At 65.0% G+C, this 18,256-nt stretch carries 12 protein-coding genes; 9 read left to right on the forward strand and 3 right to left on the reverse strand.

The annotated features are described in order from the left end of the window. Positions 1–121: 121 nt before the first annotated feature. Both ACO2Q2_RS11425 and ACO2Q2_RS11430 read right to left on the reverse strand, forming a co-directional pair. Positions 122–1,375, reverse strand: coding sequence for an alkaline phosphatase family protein (locus ACO2Q2_RS11425; protein WP_423255903.1), 1,254 nt, complete (start codon positions 1,373–1,375; stop codon positions 122–124). Positions 1,376–1,501: 126 nt separating this feature from the next. Further along, positions 1,502–2,764, reverse strand: coding sequence for an ectonucleotide pyrophosphatase/phosphodiesterase (locus ACO2Q2_RS11430; RefSeq protein WP_423255904.1), 1,263 nt, complete (start codon positions 2,762–2,764; stop codon positions 1,502–1,504). A 59-nt stretch (positions 2,765–2,823) separates the two neighbouring features. On the opposite strand from ACO2Q2_RS11430, the gene ACO2Q2_RS11435 reads away from it, so the two are divergent. Further along, complete coding sequence (locus ACO2Q2_RS11435) at positions 2,824–3,237, forward strand: hypothetical protein (RefSeq protein WP_423255905.1); 414 nt, start codon at positions 2,824–2,826, stop codon at positions 3,235–3,237. Positions 3,238–3,316: 79 nt separating this feature from the next. Here ACO2Q2_RS11435 and ACO2Q2_RS11440 read toward each other — a convergent pair whose 3' ends face one another. Next, positions 3,317–4,813 (reverse strand): AlkA N-terminal domain-containing protein, encoded by a 1,497-nt coding sequence (locus ACO2Q2_RS11440; protein ID WP_423255906.1) that lies wholly within the window; start codon positions 4,811–4,813, stop codon positions 3,317–3,319. Between the two features lie 482 nt (positions 4,814–5,295). On the opposite strand from ACO2Q2_RS11440, the gene hutU reads away from it, so the two are divergent. The 8 genes from hutU to ACO2Q2_RS11480 all read left to right on the forward strand — a co-directional run bounded on the left by hutU (position 5,296) and on the right by ACO2Q2_RS11480 (position 18,255). Then, positions 5,296–6,966, forward strand: coding sequence for a urocanate hydratase (hutU, locus tag ACO2Q2_RS11445; RefSeq protein WP_423255907.1), 1,671 nt, complete (start codon positions 5,296–5,298; stop codon positions 6,964–6,966). Positions 6,967–7,413: 447 nt separating this feature from the next. Next, complete coding sequence (locus ACO2Q2_RS11450) at positions 7,414–8,028, forward strand: hypothetical protein (RefSeq protein WP_423255908.1); 615 nt, start codon at positions 7,414–7,416, stop codon at positions 8,026–8,028. A 67-nt stretch (positions 8,029–8,095) separates the two neighbouring features. Then, complete coding sequence (gene zorA, locus ACO2Q2_RS11455) at positions 8,096–9,973, forward strand: anti-phage ZorAB system protein ZorA (protein WP_423255909.1); 1,878 nt, start codon at positions 8,096–8,098, stop codon at positions 9,971–9,973. A gap of 2 nt (positions 9,974–9,975) precedes the next feature. Further along, a complete protein-coding gene (locus ACO2Q2_RS11460) occupies positions 9,976–10,698 on the forward strand; it encodes a flagellar motor protein MotB (RefSeq protein ID WP_423255910.1) in 723 nt (240 codons plus the stop codon). An 8-nt stretch (positions 10,699–10,706) separates the two neighbouring features. Then, a complete protein-coding gene (locus tag ACO2Q2_RS11465; RefSeq protein ID WP_423255911.1) occupies positions 10,707–12,305 on the forward strand; it encodes an EH signature domain-containing protein in 1,599 nt (532 codons plus the stop codon). Next, on the forward strand, positions 12,302–15,556 hold the full coding sequence (locus ACO2Q2_RS11470; RefSeq protein ID WP_423255912.1) for an SNF2-related protein: 3,255 nt from the start codon (positions 12,302–12,304) through the stop codon (positions 15,554–15,556). The genes ACO2Q2_RS11465 and ACO2Q2_RS11470 overlap by 4 nt, the downstream gene beginning before the upstream one ends. Before the next feature lie 99 nt (positions 15,557–15,655). After that, positions 15,656–17,140 (forward strand): type I restriction-modification system subunit M, encoded by a 1,485-nt coding sequence (locus tag ACO2Q2_RS11475; protein WP_423255913.1) that lies wholly within the window; start codon positions 15,656–15,658, stop codon positions 17,138–17,140. Next, positions 17,137–18,255: a restriction endonuclease subunit S gene (locus ACO2Q2_RS11480; RefSeq protein ID WP_423255914.1), complete on the forward strand. Its 1,119-nt coding sequence runs from the start codon at positions 17,137–17,139 to the stop codon at positions 18,253–18,255. The genes ACO2Q2_RS11475 and ACO2Q2_RS11480 overlap by 4 nt, the downstream gene beginning before the upstream one ends. Position 18,256 lies beyond the last annotated feature (1 nt).

Genomic DNA, 18,256 nt, shown 5'->3' on the forward strand with positions numbered 1-18,256 from the left:
CCTCAGCGTGTCGCATCGAGAGCCTGGGTTCGCAGAGCTAGAGAGTACGAGGAAAGTGTGCGGTCACTTTCCACCACCACCCGATGCCGCAACCCCGTCCTCCCAATCCCGCACACACACCTCACCGTGCCGCCGGCACCAACATCTCCTCCACCGCCCGGTAGTCGCCGTCATTCGGCACCGGAGTGATGTGCAGCAGGTGGGTCATCAGCGGATAGACGTCCACGTTCGGGAATTCCGGTACCACCAGGTGCTGGCGGAACGCCGGGCCGTGCGCCAGGAACAGCGCGCGCATCGCCGGATCGGCATTGTCGAAGCCGTGCTCGCCGTAGATCGCCTTGCCGTGGTGAAGCATCGTGGTGGTGTTGCTGGTGATCAGCCAGCCGACCTGGGCCAGGCAGAACAGCGGCGGCACGCGCTGGTTTTGGCCGTAGTGCAGGCGGGCGGGAATCTGCGCCTTCTTCCAGCACTGCATGTGCTTGTGCGGCTTGAGCAGGGCGGCCTCCACTTCCGCCTCGCGACCCGGCGCCGGGATGATCCCGGAGATCGCGCCGGTCGATACCACGCGCGCATGGCCCGGGGTGATCAGGTCGTCGAGAAAGATGCGCTGGTCCGGCGGAGTCGAGGCCATACCGTGGTCGGCGACCACAATGAGGTTGATGCGATCGAACAGGCCGCGCTGCTTCAGCCCGGCGACCAGGCGACCCAGCGCGGTATCCACCTCGCCGATCGCGGCGCTGGTTTCCGGCGCATCGGGGCCGTGGTAGTGGCCGGCGGTGTCCACCGCTTCGAAGTACAGCGTGAGCAGCTGCGGCCGCTTGGCCGCGGGAAGATCCAGCCAGGACAGCAGCTTGTCCACGCGCACGTCGTACGGCATGTCGCCGTCGTAGGTGAGCCAGTGCTCGGGGCGTACGCCGTGGATCGCCGCCTCGGAGCCGGGCCAGAACATGGTGGCCGTGTGCAGCCCCTGTTTTTCGGCGGTGACCCAGATCGGCTCGGCCTCGTTCCACCAGCGGCCGTCACCCACCGCCTGGCGATTGCCGAGGGTGAAGCTGCCCAGCACCGGGTCGTACATCGCGTTGTCGACGATGCCGTGGTCGTCCGGGTAGCGACCGGTGACCATGGTGTAGTGGTTGGGAAAGGTCAGCGAGGGAAACGAAGGTTCCATCGCCTGCGCCCGCACGCCGTCGCTGGCCAGCGCGGACAGCGTGGGCGAGAAGCCGCGATCGAGGTAGTCGGCGCGAAAGCCGTCGATCGACACCAGCAGCACCGGCGCGGGCGACGCGGCAGCGGCCTGCATGGCCGGACGCTGCGTGGCGCAGCCGGCGAGCAGGGCCAGCGCGGCGCAGGGAATCCATCGGGAGAACAGGTTCATGGGCAGGGCAGTTCGGTAGAGAAACGGTGGATGATGGGCGAGCGCGTGCGCGGCGTCATAGCCCGATCGGCCTATGGCAGGTCGACCGGTGGATGCGCTGTGCCGGGCACGCCGGTGCGCGATCGGTCAACGTGCCGCCGGCACCAGCATGTCCTTCACCGCGTCGTAGTCGCCGTCGTTCGCTGCCGGGGTGATGCCCAGCAGGTGCGCCATCAGCGGATAGACGTCCACGTTCGGGAACACCGCGTGCCGCACGCCGCGTTCGAACGCCGGGCCGTGCGCCACGAACAGCGCCTGCATGCGCGGGTCGGCGTTGTCGTAGCCGTGTTCGCCGCGCATGTGATCGATCGGGTGCCGGGCGAGGTAGTGGCGGGTGGTGATCGTCCAGCCCACGTCGGCCAGGCACAGCAGCTGCGGCACGCGCGGGTTGCGGCCGTAGGCGAGGCGGGCCGGCACGCGCGTCTTGTCCCAGCACTGCATGTGTTGCTGCGGTTTTTCCATGCGCGCCTCGATGGCGGCGAACTCCGCTTCGTGGCCGGGTCTGGGATTGAACCCGGCGAGCACGCCGGTGGTGACGCGATCCACCCGGTCCAGCGGCAGCAGGTCGTCGAGCACCACGGTGTGGCCCATCGGCACCTCGGCCATGCCGTGATCGGCCAGCACGATCAGGTTGATGCGATCGAGCAGGCCGCGCTGGCGCAGGCCGTTCACCAGCCGGCCCAGCGCCCGGTCGGTGTCGCGCAGCGCCAGGTTCACCTGCGCCGACTCCGGGCCATGGTCGTGGCCGGCGTGGTCCACCGCGTCGAAGTACAGCGTGAGGAAGGTCGGTCGCTGCCCGGCGGGAAGATCGAGCCAGGCCAGCACCTGGTCCACGCGCTGGTCGGGCGTCACGCTGCCGTCGTACGGCCGCCAGTGGTCCGGGTGCATGCCGTGGATGTCGGCCTCGGTACCGGGCCAGAACATGGTGGCGGTCTTCAGCCCGGCACGGTCGGCGCTTTCCCACAGCGGCGTGGCCTCGGCCCACCAGCGGCCGTCGCTCACCGCGGCGCGATCCTTCAGCGCGAAGTGGCCCAGCGCGGGATCTTCCATCGTGTTGTGCACGATGCCGTGGTGGTCCGGGCGCAGGCCGGTCACCAGCGTGTAGTGGTTGGGAAAGGTCAGCGAGGGAAACGAGGGCTGCATGCCGTCGGCGCGCACGCCGTCCTTCGCCAGCGCGGCGAGGACGGGGCTGAGGCCGCGGTCGAGGTAGTCGTGGCGGTAGCCGTCGATGGAGATCAGCAGCAGCGGCACGCGCGCGGCCGGCATCGCCGTGCGCGGCACCGGCGCCCGGGCGCAGCCGGCGACCACCAGCAGCAGCGAACAGGCGAACAAACGGAACAGGATTTTCATGCGTTGGAACCTATGATCGCGAACATGGCAACGCGCCATGTTCGCGCATAGGTGTGACAATGACATCTCGCAAGGCTTTTACCTGGTCGCTTGCCGCGTCGGTTCTTGCGATCGTCGCCTGCGCACCGGCATGGGCGCGGCAGACCCGGCCCACCACATCGCCGCCGCGCCCGGTGCTGATCCAGCCCACCGCCGCGCAGCAGCGCTTCCGCCAGGCGGTGCAGCAGAGCCAGGTGCGCGACCAGCTGCAGAAAGGCCGGGTGGAACAGCTGATCCGGCAAGAGTCGATCGAGCGCACCCGTCGCCCCGCGTCGAGCGGCAGCAACGCCAACGACGCCCAGGTGGACAAGGCGCAGCAGGCGCAGGATCAGATCTACCAGGCACAGCAGCGCGATCGCGTGCAGCGCTACAGCGACGCGCTGCTGCCGCAGCCGGTGCCGCAGGCCACCAAGGCGAACGACAAAAGCCAGTGATCGCCGTGCGGCAGGCCACCCTCAGCCGAACAGGTCGCCCTGCGCCACGCGCCGCTCCATCGCCAGCAGGTACTGCCGCTCATCGCTTGTCTCCTGCCGCCACGGTCGCCTCGCCCACGCTGCGCCACAGGTGCATCACCGCGTAGGCGCGCCACGGCCGCCATGCTTCGGCGCGCTGCTCCAATGCGCGCGTGCCCAGTTCCTCTCCACCCGGCGCTGCCGCGCGACGCAGGATCAGATCCGCCGCGGGGAACGCGTCCGGATGGCTCAGCGCGCGCATCGCCATGTAGTGCGCGGTCCACGCGCCGATGCCCGGCAGCGCCACCCAGCGCTCCACGAACGTCTCCAGCGGCTGCTCCGGGCGAAAGTCGATGCGCCCGTCCAGCAGCGCCTGCGCCACCGCGCGGATCGTGGCGATGCGCGCGCCGGTGATGCCCAGTGCGCCCAGGTCCGCCTCGGCCAGTTGCGCCGGGGTGGGAAAGATCCGCGCCAGCCCCGGCAGCGGCGCCTCCGCCAGCGGCGCGCCGAAGCGATGTACCACGCGCGAGGCCAGCGTGCGCGCCGCGGCCACGCTCACCTGCTGGCCGAGGATCGCGCGCACCGCGATCTCGAAACCGTCCCAGCCGCCGGGCAGGCGCTGGCCCGGATGCTTCCTCGCCAGCGGCCCCAGCACGGCGTCGCGCCTGAACACCGCGGCGATCGCCTGCGGCGAGGCGTCCAGGTCGAACATGCGGCGCAGCCGCGTCACCACGCCCAGCAACTGCGCCGGCGCCACGCCGTGCAGCTCCAGCCTGAGCGCGTGCTCGCCCTGCGGCCACGCGCTCAAGCGCAGCCACGACGGCGCCGTGGGATCGCCGAACACGCGCGCATAGCCGCTCTCGTCCACCGCCTCCACGCCGGGCAGCGCACGGCCGCGCAGAAACGCCAGCAGCGCAGCGAAGTCGTACGGCGGCCGGTAGCCCAATCGCAACACCAGCGGCGCGCCGGCCGGCGCCCGCGGCTGCCGGCGCAGCTCGCGCGGCGGCAGCCGGTTCGCCTGCGCGAACGCCGCGTTGAACCGGCGCAGGCTGCCGAACCCGGCGGCCAGCGCCACCTCGGTCACCGGCATCGCCGTCTCGGTCAGCAGCTGCCTGGCGAACAGCAGGCGCCGCGTGGTGTGCACGCTCAACGGCGGCACGCCCACATGCTCCACGAACAAGCGCCGCAACTGCCGCGCGCCGAGTTCCACGCGCGCGGCGAGCTCGTCCACCGAGCCGGTTTCCAGCGCGCCGTGCTCGATCAGCGTGAGCGCCCGCGCCACCACGTGCCCGCCGCGCCGCCAGTCGCCGTTGCCCGGCGCCAGCTCCGGCCGGCAGCGCAGGCACGGCCGGAACCCGTCCGCTTCCGCCGCCGCGGCGCTCGCGTAATAGCGCACGTTCGCGGGCTTCGGCGACGGTGCCGGGCACACCGGCCGGCAGTAGATGCGCGTGCTGGTGACGGCGGTGAAGAACAGCCCGTCGAAGCGGGCGTCACGACTCAGCCGGGCGCGCTCGCAGGTGCGCGCATCGGGCAGTACCGGGGGCAGGGGAGCGTCCATGCGGCGCAGGCTAGCACCGCGCATCCGGGCGAACTCGCGTTTTCGGACAGGGATGCCGGGGGTGGCGAGCCCGTGGATTCGGTTCACTGAGGCCTGCAGCATCGGCCCTTCGACTGCGCTTCGCGATGAAACACTCCACGCCCCCGAGTCGTCATCCCGGCGAAAGCCGGGATCCAGCGTCTTTGCACTTCGGGAACACCTAAAGTCACTGGATGACCGACATTCGTCGTTGAAGAGCTCTTCCGGCTTTCGCCGGGATGACGAGCTCTTGTGCACCACACTTTTTCGCAGGAAGGAAGCACCCATCACCTCGTCAGCAAAGCCACGACCGGCCACCGATCTCCAGCCCCCGCGACACCAGGGCCGCTGCTGCTGTCGCACGCGCCACTGTACGCACTGGCTGAGCCCTTGCCGCACTGCCGCTTTCCGCGATGCCGGCCGCTCGCCACAATCACTTTTTTGTTCGACCTGCGAGATCGCCCATGAACGCCCCCACCCGCATCGACACCACCCGCACCATCCGCGCGCCGCGCGGCACCGAGCTGAGCTGCAAGAGCTGGCTCACCGAGGCGCCGTTGCGCATGCTGCAGAACAACCTCGACCCCGAGGTGGCCGAGAACCCGGCCGAGCTGGTGGTGTACGGCGGCATCGGCCGCGCCGCGCGCAACTGGGAGTGCTTCGACGCCATCCTGCGCGCCCTGCGCGACCTCAACGACGACGAAACCCTGCTGGTGCAGTCCGGCAAGCCGGTCGGCGTGTTCCGCACCCATGCCGACGCGCCGCGCGTGCTCATCGCCAACTCCAACCTGGTGCCGCACTGGGCCACCTGGGAGCACTTCAACGAGCTCGATAAGAAGGGCCTGATGATGTACGGCCAGATGACGGCCGGCAGCTGGATCTACATCGGCTCGCAGGGCATCGTGCAGGGCACCTACGAAACCTTCGTGGAGATGGGCCGCCAGCACTACGGCGGGAATCTCAAGGGCAAGTGGATCCTCACCGCGGGCCTGGGCGGCATGGGCGGCGCGCAGCCGCTGGCCGCCACCCTGGCCGGCGCCTGCAGCCTCACCATCGAGTGCCAGCAGAAGAGCATCGACTTCCGCCTCAAGACCCGCTACGTCGACGAGCAGGCCAGCGACCTCGACGACGCGCTGGCGCGCATCGCCAAGTACACCGCCGCCGGCGAAGCCAAGTCCATCGCGCTGCTCGGCAACGCCGCGGATGTGCTGCCCGAGCTGGTCAAGCGCGGCGTGCGCCCCGATGCCGTCACCGACCAGACCAGCGCGCACGACCCGGTCAACGGCTACCTGCCGCAGGGCTGGACGGTGGAGCAGTGGTTCGAGCGCCGCAACAGCGATCCGGCCGGTACCGCCAGGGCCGCCAAGCAGTCGATGAAGGTGCACGTGGAGGCCATGCTCGCCTTCCATGCCCAGGGCATCCCCACCTTCGACTACGGCAACAACATCCGCCAGATGGCCAAGGACGAAGGCTGCGCCAACGCCTTCGCCTTCCCCGGCTTCGTGCCCGCCTACGTGCGTCCGCTGTTCTGCCGCGGCATCGGCCCGTTCCGCTGGGTGGCGCTCAGCGGCGACCCGGAAGACATCTACAAGACCGACCAGAAAGTGAAGGAGCTGATCCCCGACGACGCCCACCTGCACCGCTGGCTGGACATGGCCAGGGAGCGCATCCGCTTCCAGGGCCTGCCCGCGCGCATCTGCTGGGTGGGCCTGGGCCTGCGCGACAAGCTGGGCCTCGCGTTCAACCAGATGGTGCGCAACGGCGAACTGAAGGCCCCGGTGGTGATCGGGCGCGATCACCTGGATTCCGGCTCGGTGGCGTCACCGAACCGCGAGACCGAGGCGATGAAGGACGGCTCCGATGCGGTGTCCGACTGGCCGTTGCTCAATGCGATGTTGAACGTGGCCGGTGGGGCGACCTGGGTGTCGCTGCATCACGGCGGCGGGGTGGGCATGGGCTACAGCCAGCACTCCGGCGTGGTGATCGTGTGCGACGGCACGGTCGAGGCGGACAGGCGCATTGCGCGGGTGCTGTGGAACGATCCGGCGACCGGCGTGATGCGGCATGCGGATGCGGGGTATGAGGTGGCGGTGGCGTGCGCGAGGGAACAGGGTTTGAGGCTGCCGATGGTGTGAGGCACCAGCCACGGCATTCGAGGCGGTGTTCGCGTCATCTACTACCTGAGGTTGAAAAGAAGCCCCGCGGTGCGGGGCTTCTTGTGTGGTTCCGGGAATCCGGCACGGGCATTGCCCATCGGAATCCTCGTGCCACAGGCCTTGAAGGCGATTTGTTGGTGCCGGAAATAGGAATCGAACCTACGACCTGATTCCGTGACGCGCTCCGAGCATAGCGTCGCCGCACGCGCAAGATCTTGTCGAGCATCGCCGATTGATGCATAAGTCCTCGCCTGAAGGTCGGAGGTTGTTCGCCATGGCGGCGGCAGAGCGTGCATGAAGGGATTGGTGGTAGACGAGCCCTGGATCGGCTTGATCCTTGGAGGGCAGAAGACGTGGGAAATGCGCAGTCGGCACACCCAGCGTCGAGGCCCTATTGCTCTCATTCGAAAGGGTAGCGGACTAGTCGTGGGTGTCTCCCAGGTCATGGGGACCCGCGGTCCGCTGTCTCTGTCTGAGCTGGAAGAGTCCCTCGACCGCCATCGCGTGCCGCTGGCAGAGTTCCGCAGCGGTCGGGCCATCGCCTGGAATATTGCGTGGGAGCTTGCGGGTAGTACGCCGCTTCCTCGGCCAGTCCGGTATCGCCATCCACTCGGCGCCGTGACCTGGGTGGATCTGGACGAGGGGACGTCTGCTCAAATTTTGATGCAGATCGATCTGTCTGTCCTGTCGAGTACTCAGCGGCCTTCGGTCACCCTCGGTCCCGAGGCAGCAGCAAGCCGCGATTTCAGCGCGGGCGCCAGGACTACAGGGTTCGTCCTCCCCGGCGATTTGGATGATCCTCTGGTCCCGGTGGCTAAGGATCAAAGCTGGTTCGGACCTCATCTACTCAAGGCCGGTCAGTTCACGATCGGGGCTAAAGGCGAAGAGATTAGAGTGGACAGCTTCCCGGACGCGCTCGAAGCGCTAAGGAAAATGAAAGTACCCCGCTGGCGCCGCCCAAATCCGCAAGGGAACTGGGGCATCGTCAGCGGCATGGCATGGAAGCGTCTGAGCAGTTGTTTCAGTAGAGGAGCGGTCTGACCGTTCCAATCTTGTAGTGATGGCAGTACCGCTGGTTCCTGACAGAACCGGCAGCGGGGGGAATCCAATGAACTTTATTCACGACGTCCTGGCAGGCGGCGTTCTCGTGGTCACGCTGGCCGTGATCTCGGCAGTACTTCTGCTCGACTATCTGTGGCGCTATGCCACCCGTGGCTTGCTGCTTCGGCGACAGCTCAAGACCGTTGCCGAGCGCATCGAGGCCCTCGCAAACAAGCCTCGCCCCACGCTGCGGGGAGAGCTCGAAAAGGTGTTCGATGGCACGGCATGCCACCACGCCTGGAGCGAGTACGAAGAAACACTTCATAACCAGTACGATCTCCGTGATGGAGAGCGCAAAGTGCGCGATGTCCGCGCCACCGTACCCTCGGAATCCTTCATCAACCTGGAAACGACGGTTGATCCAAGGATCGGGTCGGAATACTTCAAACATCTGCCAGGAATCTTTACCGGCCTGGGCATCATCGGCACGTTCAACGGACTGATCCAAGGACTCGTGGCGTTCAATCCCGATGTGGATGCGGACGCGCTCAAGGTGGGGCTGAGCGGGCTTTTCAGCCATGTTCTGCACGCCTTCTCCTTCTCGATGATGGCGATCATCCTGGCGATGACCGTCACCGTTACCGAGAAATGGATCTACGCCGCCTGTTCCAAGTGGGTCGGTCGGGTGTCGCAGAAGCTGGATGGCTTGTTCCGTGCTGGCGTCGGCGAGGAGTACCTGTCAGATCTGCTGCGCTCGTCGCAGGACAACGCCACGCAGACCCGCCAGTTGAAGGAGAGCCTGGTCCAGGACCTGAAGGAACTACTGACGCAGCTGGCAGACCGTCAGATCGCAGCAACTCAGAAGCTTTCCACCGAGATCGGTGAGCGGATCGAAGGGAGCCTGAAGGAGCCTCTCGCTCATATTGCCGACACGGTGCGCACCGCCAGCGGCCAACAGACCAGCGTGGCGACCACGGCGATCGAGACGCTAATGCGTGCCTTCATCGACAAGATGCAGGAAACGCTCGGGGGCCAGATGGACGGCCTCAACGAGATGATGCGTACCTCGGCACAGTCCATGGCTCAGGTTGAGGCGGCTATGCGCTCGCTTGTGACGGACATGCAGCGGGTCAGCGGCGAGTCGACCTCGGGCATGCAGCAGGCCGTACGCGACCTGATCGAACAGATGGGCGAGCAGCAGCGCCTCCAGGCCAGCCAGTCGACCACCAGCATGAACAACCTCCTTGCTCAGGTCGAGTCGTCCGTCAAGGAGGTGGCGCGTCAGCAGGAGAGCATGAGTCAGCGTTCGGAGCAGTCGGTCGCGGCGCTCATGGAGGCGATGCATGACCGCGTCGACCAGCTGGCCAACAGCAATCGCGAGACCCAGGAGCGGGGGATCGCCTTGGCGACGTCGCTGGGCGAGGTATCCACCAAGGCGATCTCGGGTCTTGAGGAGGGCGCCTTGGCTGTCGGGCAGGCGCTGGACAGCGTGCGCGCGGCGGTGGAGCGCCTTGGCACGCTGACCGAAAAGATGTCCTCACTGCAGTCGGGGCTTGGCCAGTCGGCGCAGCAGATTGCGCAATCCAGCAACGTCCTGAGTGGTGCGGCACAGTCGCTCAGCACGGCCACGGGCTCTCTCGGAACTGCGACGTCGCGGCTCGAGGGGCTCGGCAAGCTGGTTCAGGCCGAGGGCGAGGCCCGGAGCGGCATGCTCGAGGATTTGCGTCGTCTGACTCAACAAGCCGAGCAGACCGGGCAGTCGCTCACGTCGCTGACCGATGAGGTTCGGGACAAATTGGTGGAGATGGTCGAGAAGTTCGGTACGGGTGTCAGCCAGGCGCTTGAACACAACCTTGCCACGTACAACAAGCAACTCAGCGATGCAGTCGGCATGCTCAAGAGCGCCTTCGAGGAGATCGCCGAGTCCGTGGATGCGGCGAGCTGACGATGTTCGCCAAAGCCGTAAAACGCAGCAGCAAAGGCAAGAGCGAGGGGGAGAAGCCCTTCTGGATCTCTTACGCCGATCTCATGACCGCGATGATGACGCTGTTCCTCGCGGCCATGGCCGTCACCATGGTTGCCATCACGCACAAGGTTCGACAGGTCGAGAACAAGGAGGTCGTTCGTGCCAAGCAGATCAAGCAGATCTGCAGCAATATCCAGGGCCGGCTAGCCGGCGACGGCGTGGTTCAGGTGGACTGCGAAGACAACCGCATCAGCTTCGGCGAAGCCGGGCGGTTCGGCCACGATGACTACCACCTCCCTCCCGCCGCAGGTCCGGCGCTGGCCCGGCTGGTCCCGGTGGTGCTTCAAGCCGCAGATGATCCTCTGGGCCGCAAGTGGCTCAAGCAGGTCGTCATCGAGGGCTTTACCGATACCGATGGTTCCTACCTGTACAACCTTCATCTGAGTCTCGAGCGCTCGGAATGGGTGATGTGTCTGCTCCTGGATCCGCAGCGCAATACCGACCTTTCCCTGGCGCCACAGCAGCTTCAGCGCGTTCGGGATCTGTTCCTGGCCGGCGGCGTGTCGTTCAACGGAGCCAAGTCCACCAAAGACGCCAGTCGTCGAGTGGAGCTCAAGCTGCAGTTCTATGGCTCGGATACCGACAGCGCCCAGGCCAGGCCTGTCTTCCAAGTCATGGCGACCGACCGATGCATGCTCCGCTGAAAACTCGGATGCTGGATCTGGGTTTCCTGGACATGCTGCTCGCCGAGCTAGTCCTGGAACGGATCCCGTCCGCCTCGGATCTGCCGTTGGCGGAGCGGGTCGCCGAGGTCAAAGAGCGTTTCGGCGGAACCTCTGCAGCCATCCGGTCGGATCGGGTGGAGGCCGCTGCGCGCCAGGCACTGTCCGACGTGGGGAAGTTGCGGCCCAGTCATCGTTTCGTCCTTGCACACTCGCTAGCGCAGCCGATTGATGGTCTCGGTGGCCGATCGGTCCTCGATCACGATCGTGTAGCTCAGCAACTGCTCAACGACTGGGAGTCGGCGGCACGCGACCAGGTCCTGAAACTGTCGCACTGGCGCGGCCTGTTCCGCTCCTACATGCAGGCTCCGGCCGGTGACTGGCAGAAGCGCTTGAGACTCCTGCTCTCGCGGACGCTCGAACCGGTGGTGAAGCGTCGCCGGGGTCGTCCCGCCTGGCTGGATACCTTGACTCGGCACGAGCACCTGCTGGGTGACGAGCCCTGCCTTCCTTATGTTGACGAGATGGTGGCCGGAGAGCACGGTCTGCTGACCGACCTGCGTGATCACGTGGATATTCCATCCACCAGCTGGTTCTGGCACCAGCTCAAGTCGCGGCTCTTCCAGCAGATCGCTTCCATCGGCGAGGCCGCCTTTCGAGCATCGATCGATGCGTTCCTCGAGCTTGACCGCCTGATTCCCCTCGTGGGGGATGAGCTCCTGAAAGCGATCCTGGAGCGCTATGACGCGGGGAAGGATCGGTCGCTACATCCGTCGCTGATGGATTTTTCCCTGAAGGCCTGGGGCAGTCCCCAGCTGTCGAGAAACACAAAGTGGGATCTCTGCCGACCCTCCGTTCGACAGATGGTCAACGGTTGGCTGGCCAAGGATGACCTCGAGGATTTCTACCGGCTATGCAACACGGAAAAGATGGTCGACGAGCGGCGGCTGGAGTTCTGGCTTCGCTTTAAGGACCAGATGACCTACACCCAGATACTGCTGGGTGGGCGTTTGCGGAGTAGCCGCGATCCGGACGTACGCGCGTTTATCGCAAAAAAGGGTGAGCGCCTGGGTGACCTTACGGCCAGCACTTCGGCCAACAACGCCATCCTGATGCAGATCGGTGGCTGGTTGTTCATCGAGTTCAGCGAGGTGGGCACGGCAGCGCGCGCGATTCGACTGAGCGATGGGGTCATCAAAACGGGAATGGACTTCTACCCGCTGACGACACTCCGGCACACGGGCGATCAGTGGACTCATCAGCCCAGTACCACATGGGAGGAAAAGTTCCTCGGCCTGCTTCGGGAGGTTGGCGTTTCTCCCGACGATTCGAAGATGAAGCGGTCCGTGCGTACGACTTCCGGATCCGAGCGCGAAGTCACGCCAAAGCCCAGTGCTGCGCAGGTACCCACGGAGGATTCCATGGTAAGCAAACTCAAGAGTTTGGGTCTTGAGGTCATCGACAACCGGCCGAAGGGTGGTGCGCTCTGGGTCTATACAGACCGTGGGACAACCGCTGAAAAACTCGCGCAGATCCGCAGCATGGGTTTTCGATGGAAGGACAGTAAGCAAGGGTTCTACCTGCCATGAAGTGGGGTAAATCCAAGCTACCGAGCGAGACGATCCAACGTGCATACACCGACGATGGAGTCCGCTTTTTCCGCGGTGCCGATGCCACGCCACGGTGGTGGGCCGGCGATCATCTCGCGCCGGATGAACGCCCGCTCGTCGCCTATCTTCAGCAGCTGGTGTTCGAAGGTGCGGCGCTCGAGGCGGATGACGCGCTCCTGCTTCCTTGGACAAGCGTCTATTCGCTGCTTTCCGATGAATCCCACCTGGGAAGCGTGCCACTCCTGGCTCTCCCCGAGCGATCGGACTGGGTTCCTCGGCTGGAGTCGACGGGGGCGATATCCGATCCCGACTTCCGGATCGCCGTCCAGGGCTGGTCTTCGGCCCAATGGGGCGAGACCTCGTTGGATCGACAGGGGGCCGTGCTCACGCGCTCCAGCGACCAATGGTTGATGCCGGAGCCCTCGTGGAAGTTGCTTGGCTTGTTATCCCGGTTCGCCCGCGAGCAGGCGTCGCTGGACGCCGACCAGCGACTCCGAGCCGTCGGCGAGATCAGGCAAGCCGCCATCGCAGGCAGGGCCGTGCTGGACGATTTTCTCGACAAGACCGACATTCGTACGCCGGACACGCTGAAGCTTGACCTTCGGCGTGATGAGGCTCTCGGCTTGCCCGTAATCGAGGTCCGGCCGCTACCCGATGGCGCCCCGGACAACTTTGTGGAGACCTTCGATCGCTATGGCCAGGTGAGGGGGCGTTACGACCTAGTCCAGCCCGGAGGGCGTCTGACCCATGTGGCTCCCGGCCCAGCGGTGCGCCGCGTGCTGGAAGTCGTGAAAGGGATGCCGGCACGACGCCTTTCCGCGGAACAGGCGAGGATGTTCACCCACAACCCGTACGCCGTGCTGGGGGATGACGCCGCCGAGGCGCTCGATGAGGAGCAGTTCAATGCCGCTCGGCGCGATGCGGGGTTGCTCCCCGCCCGGTTCGAGGTCGTCCCGGAGGCCTCCACCCCGGCACATGTCGCGCTGCGCATCCCTCAGGCGCAGGGCGAGACGGCATACGAAGATCTGTCGCTGAATCTCGGCCAGGCCAAGCAATGGCTGGCGGCGGCAGGCCGATCTCGTGCCCGGGGTCTCCCCGTCTTCCACTGGGATGGCAGCGAGCTGCTGCTCGATCAGGCGGCCGAGCATCAGTTGGCGCAGCTGGCCGAGTGGGTCGGGCGAAGCGAAGTGGCCCGGATGCATCAGGCCGCCGGAGACGTGCTGGACCTAAGGGCTTTCAGCAGCCGGGTGATCGGCTTTGATTCCAAAGTCCAGGCCGTGCCCTACGTTCCGCATCGCACTCAGGGCAAGGAGTGGCTTCCCGGCGATGACGTGGGCGTGGTCACGGTCGATCACTCGTCAGGCGAGGTCCGAAATCACGCCATGACGCCGGCTTCCATCGACGAGCTCGAGGAGGCGATCGGGCAGGCCAAGGAACAGGGTCTGGCGTCCGTGCGCCTCCCCGGATCCGACGTGGATCTGCCGGTCCCGCAGGCCGAGTCACTGGTGGATGAGTTCCGCGAGCTCGGCATCAAGTCCGGCGGCAAGACACTGCCCAAGCCGCTGTCCGATCCGAAGCCGAACCAGCGGGTCGGGCTTCGCATCCATCACAACATCGAGTCGCTTGAGTACGTCGAGACGGTCGAGGATCTCGTCGGGGCAGTCAGCGCGGAGGATGTCGAGCCTCCCGCCGCGCTCCGTCCGGAAATCTCCCTGTTGCCGCATCAGGCGTACGGTCTGGCTTGGATGCAGCAGCGCTACCGCAACCAGGGCGTGGGCATCGCCGGATGCCTGTTGGCCGATGACATGGGTTTGGGAAAGACGCTCCAGTCCCTCTCGCTGATCGCGTGGGCCTGGCAGCGCTCCCAATCGGCGCGTCCAAGCCTGGTGGTGGCCCCCGTTTCCCTGCTGGAGAACTGGAAGCAGGAGGTCGACAAGTTCCTCGATTGGCCCGATGGAGTCGTTCTCAGCCTGTATGGTTCGGACCTGGCTTTGAAACGTTCCGGTGGCGACGCGCTGGACGATGATCTGCGTCAGCTCGGCGTGACCAAGCTGCTCCGGCCGGGCTTTGCCGACGGCTACCGGCTCGTGCTGACCACCTACGAAACCCTGCGCGATTACGAGCTGTCGATCGCTCGCCAGCATTGGGATATCGTAGTCTGCGACGAGGCCCAGAAGATCAAGAATCCCACCGCCTTCGTGACCCAGGCGGCCAAGGCCTTGCACGCCAACTTCAAGATCGCCTGTACCGGCACGCCGGTCGAGAACTCGCTGGCCGATCTCTGGTGCCTGTTCGACTTTTTCCAGCCGGGCTGTCTGGGGGCTTTGAACGAGTTCACCAAGGTCTACCGGGAGTCCATCGAGTCCCGGCAGGAAGGGCATGAGGCCCTGGTCGAACGCCTCCGCGCCATGATCCAGCCGTGGGTCCTGCGACGGATGAAGAATGAGGTGCACGAGGGGCTGCCCCGCAAGGTCATGGGGCAGGAGGCCGACCGCACCGCAGTCGCGCTTCAGATGTCGCCCGCGCAGCGCCTGGCCTACATGGATGCGGTTGCGGCTTACCGACAGGCCAAGGAGCAGGAAGGGCAGGGCCGCAGCGTGTCCATGCTGAATCTGCTGCACCGTCTGCGCATGATCTGCGCACACCCGCTGGCGGCCTTGCGGGATGACCATGAGCGCGTCCACGTGAAGGAGCACATCGCCGCTTCGCCCAAGCTGGCGTGGCTGCTTGGTCGTCTCGCCCAGATCAAGGCGCGGGGCGAAAAGGCCATCGTATTCACCGACTATCGGGATCTGCAGCGCCTGCTTCAGCGCGCGATCGAACATCATTTCGGCTTCCGGCCGCAAATCATCAATGGTTCCACCGCGATCGGCACGAGCCGGGGCGAATCCCGCCAGGGCCTGATCGACGCCTTCCAGGCCACGCCCGGCTTCGGCGTGTTGATCCTCTCCGCGTCCGCCGTGGGCTTCGGCGTGAATATCCAGGAGGCCAACCACGTCATCCATTTCACCCGGACATGGAACCCGGCCAAGGAAGACCAGGCGACCGACCGTGCCTATCGCATTGGCCAGCGGCGTGACGTGTACGTCTACTGCCCGACAGTGGCAGGGCCGGGCTTCGCCTCCTTCGAGGAGCGGCTCGCGGAGCGCCTGGATTACAAGAGAGATCTGTCCCGAGACATGCTGGCGGGTTCGAAAGAGCTTTCGGTCGAAGATTTCGAGGATCTTTGATCGAGGGAGAGTTCTGCGAAACTGGCGGCCGAGGATTGGCGCTGCGGCCAGTAAAACCTCAGCCACATCGGTCAGCAATCAAACCAGGCAGTACCTATCGTGATCACAGGCACCATCAAATCCCAGGTCGACCAGATCTGGAACGCGTTCTGGAGCGGCGGCATCTCCAACCCCATGGAGGTCATCGAGCAGATGACCTACCTGCTTTTCATCAAGCGGCTGGACGAGCTGCACACGGTGCGCGAGAAAAAGGCCAATCGCCTCGGGCAGCCTATCGAGAACCTCATCTTCAACCGCAACCAGCAGAAGCTGCGCTGGTCGCACTTCAAGGATCTGGGCGATCCGGGCCTGCTGTACCACATCGTTTCGGAAGAGGTGTTCCCCTTCATCAAGAAGCTGGGCGGCACGCACGGCGAGTCCACCTATGCCACCCACATGAAGGATGCGCGCTTCACCATCCCTACGCCCGCGCTGCTGGCAAGGGTGGTGGACATGCTCGACGCCATCCCCATGGAGGATCGCGACACCAAGGGCGACCTCTACGAGTACATGCTCGGCAAGATCGCCAGCGCCGGGCAGAACGGCCAGTTCCGCACGCCGCGCCACATCATCAAGCTGATGGTGGAGATGATGGCGCCCAAGCCCAGCGACGTGATCTGCGACCCCGCCTGCGGCACGGCCGGTTTCCTGGTGGCGGCGGCCGAATACCTCGATCAGCATCACCGCGACGAAATCTACGCGAACAAGAAGGCCCTCAAGCGCTTCAACCACGACACCTTCCATGGCTTCGACTTCGACAGCACCATGCTGCGCGTCGGCTCCATGAACATGCTGCTGCATGGCGTGGAAGATCCGGCCATCGAGAACCGCGACTCCCTCAGCGAAAGCCACGCCAGCGTCGAGGACCAGTTCAGCCTGATCCTGGCCAACCCGCCGTTCGCAGGCAGCCTGGACTACGAAAGCACGGCCAAGGACTTGCAGGCCATCGTCAAGACCAAGAAGACCGAGCTGCTGTTCGTGGCGCTGTTCCTGCGCCTGCTCAAAGCCGGCGGTCGCGCGGCGGTGATCGTGCCGGACGGCGTGTTGTTCGGCTCCTCCAAGGCGCACAAGACGCTGCGCCGCCTGCTGGTGGAGGAGCACAAGCTGGACGGCATCGTCTCCATGCCCTCGGGCGTGTTCCGCCCCTATGCCGGTGTGTCCACGGCCATCCTGCTGTTCACCAAGACCAACTCCGGCGGCACCGACCAGGTGTGGTTCTACGACATGCAGGCCGATGGCTACTCGCTGGACGACAAGCGCAACCCGCTGGATGCGGACAAGCACGAAACCAACAACCTGCCGGACGTCCTCACCCGCTGGCAGCATCGGGACAAGGAAATCAAGCGCGCCCGCACCGAGCAGAGCTTCCTGGTGCCCAAGGCCGAAATCGCCGGCAACGACTACGACCTGTCGATCAACCGCTACAAACAGGTGGTGTACGAGGAAGTGCAGCATGCCTCGCCGCAGGTGATCCTGGCCGAACTGAAGGCGCTGGAGGCGGAGATCATGCGGGGGATGGATGAGCTGGAGGGGATGCTCAAGTGAGCGCAAGCTCAGTTCGTTTCACCGATGCTGTCCGTGACGTATCGGGCGGCAATTTAAAGATTCCTCAGTCTGAATATCAGGCCGTCGGCTCGCTTCCCGTTGTCGATCAAGGGAAGGATTTCGTGGCCGGCTTCACGGACGACGAGAACTATTCGTTCCGGAGTGAGAAGCTTCCGGTCGTCGTTTTTGGCGATCACACTCGCGCCGTTAAGTACGTTGACTTTCCGTTCGCCATGGGTGCGGATGGTGTGAAGGTTCTTAAGCCTACCGAAGAGTGTGATGCAAAGTTTCTCTATCACTATCTACGCCAAGTTCGTATCCCGAACGCTGGCTATAGCCGGCACTACAAGTTCCTAAAGGAGCTGCGCCTCCCATTGCCGCCGCTGGCCGAGCAACGCCACATCGCGGCGATTCTGGACAAGGCCGACGCGCTGCGCGCCAAGCGCCGCGAAGCCATCGCCAAGCTCGATCAGCTGCTGCAGTCCGTGTTCCTGGACATGTTCGGTGACCCGGTGACAAACCCAAAGGGCTGGCCGAATCCCACCGTGGGCAGTTGCTGCGAAAAGGTGACCGTGGGAATCGTTGTTAGGCCAGCTTCCTACTATGTGGATGTTGGTGTGCCGGCAATCCGATCGTTGAACATCGGCGTCAATCGCATCATCGCCGACGACTTTGTCTATTTCAGCGAGCGCGATAACAATGGACCATTGAAGAAGACAGTGCTTCGAACAGGAGACGTAGTGGCTGTCCGCTCTGGGCAGCCAGGCAAAGCTGCGGTTGTACCGCCTGAGTTGGATGGGGCGAACGCTATCGATGTATTGATTACGCGCACCGACGATTCGCTACTCCTCCCCGAATTCCTCGCATACTTCCTGAACTCCGCGGCAGGGAAAAAGCTTGTCCTTAAAGAGCAGCGCGGGCAGGTGCAAAAGCATCTAAACGTGAAGCAGCTATCGGAGGCTGAGATTCCTCTCCCTCCGCTGGATGAGCAAAAAAGGTTTCTCGCATTTGCCAGATGTGTTGGTGATCTGGAGAAGCGATTGACAGCGGGATCTACGCATTTTGAAGCATTGTTCTCGGGTATCCAGTCACGAGCTTTTGCAGGGACGCTCTAAC

The sequence above is a fragment of the Dyella sp. KRB-257 genome, from assembly GCF_049445995.1.
Lineage (GTDB): Bacteria > Pseudomonadota > Gammaproteobacteria > Xanthomonadales > Rhodanobacteraceae > Dyella_A.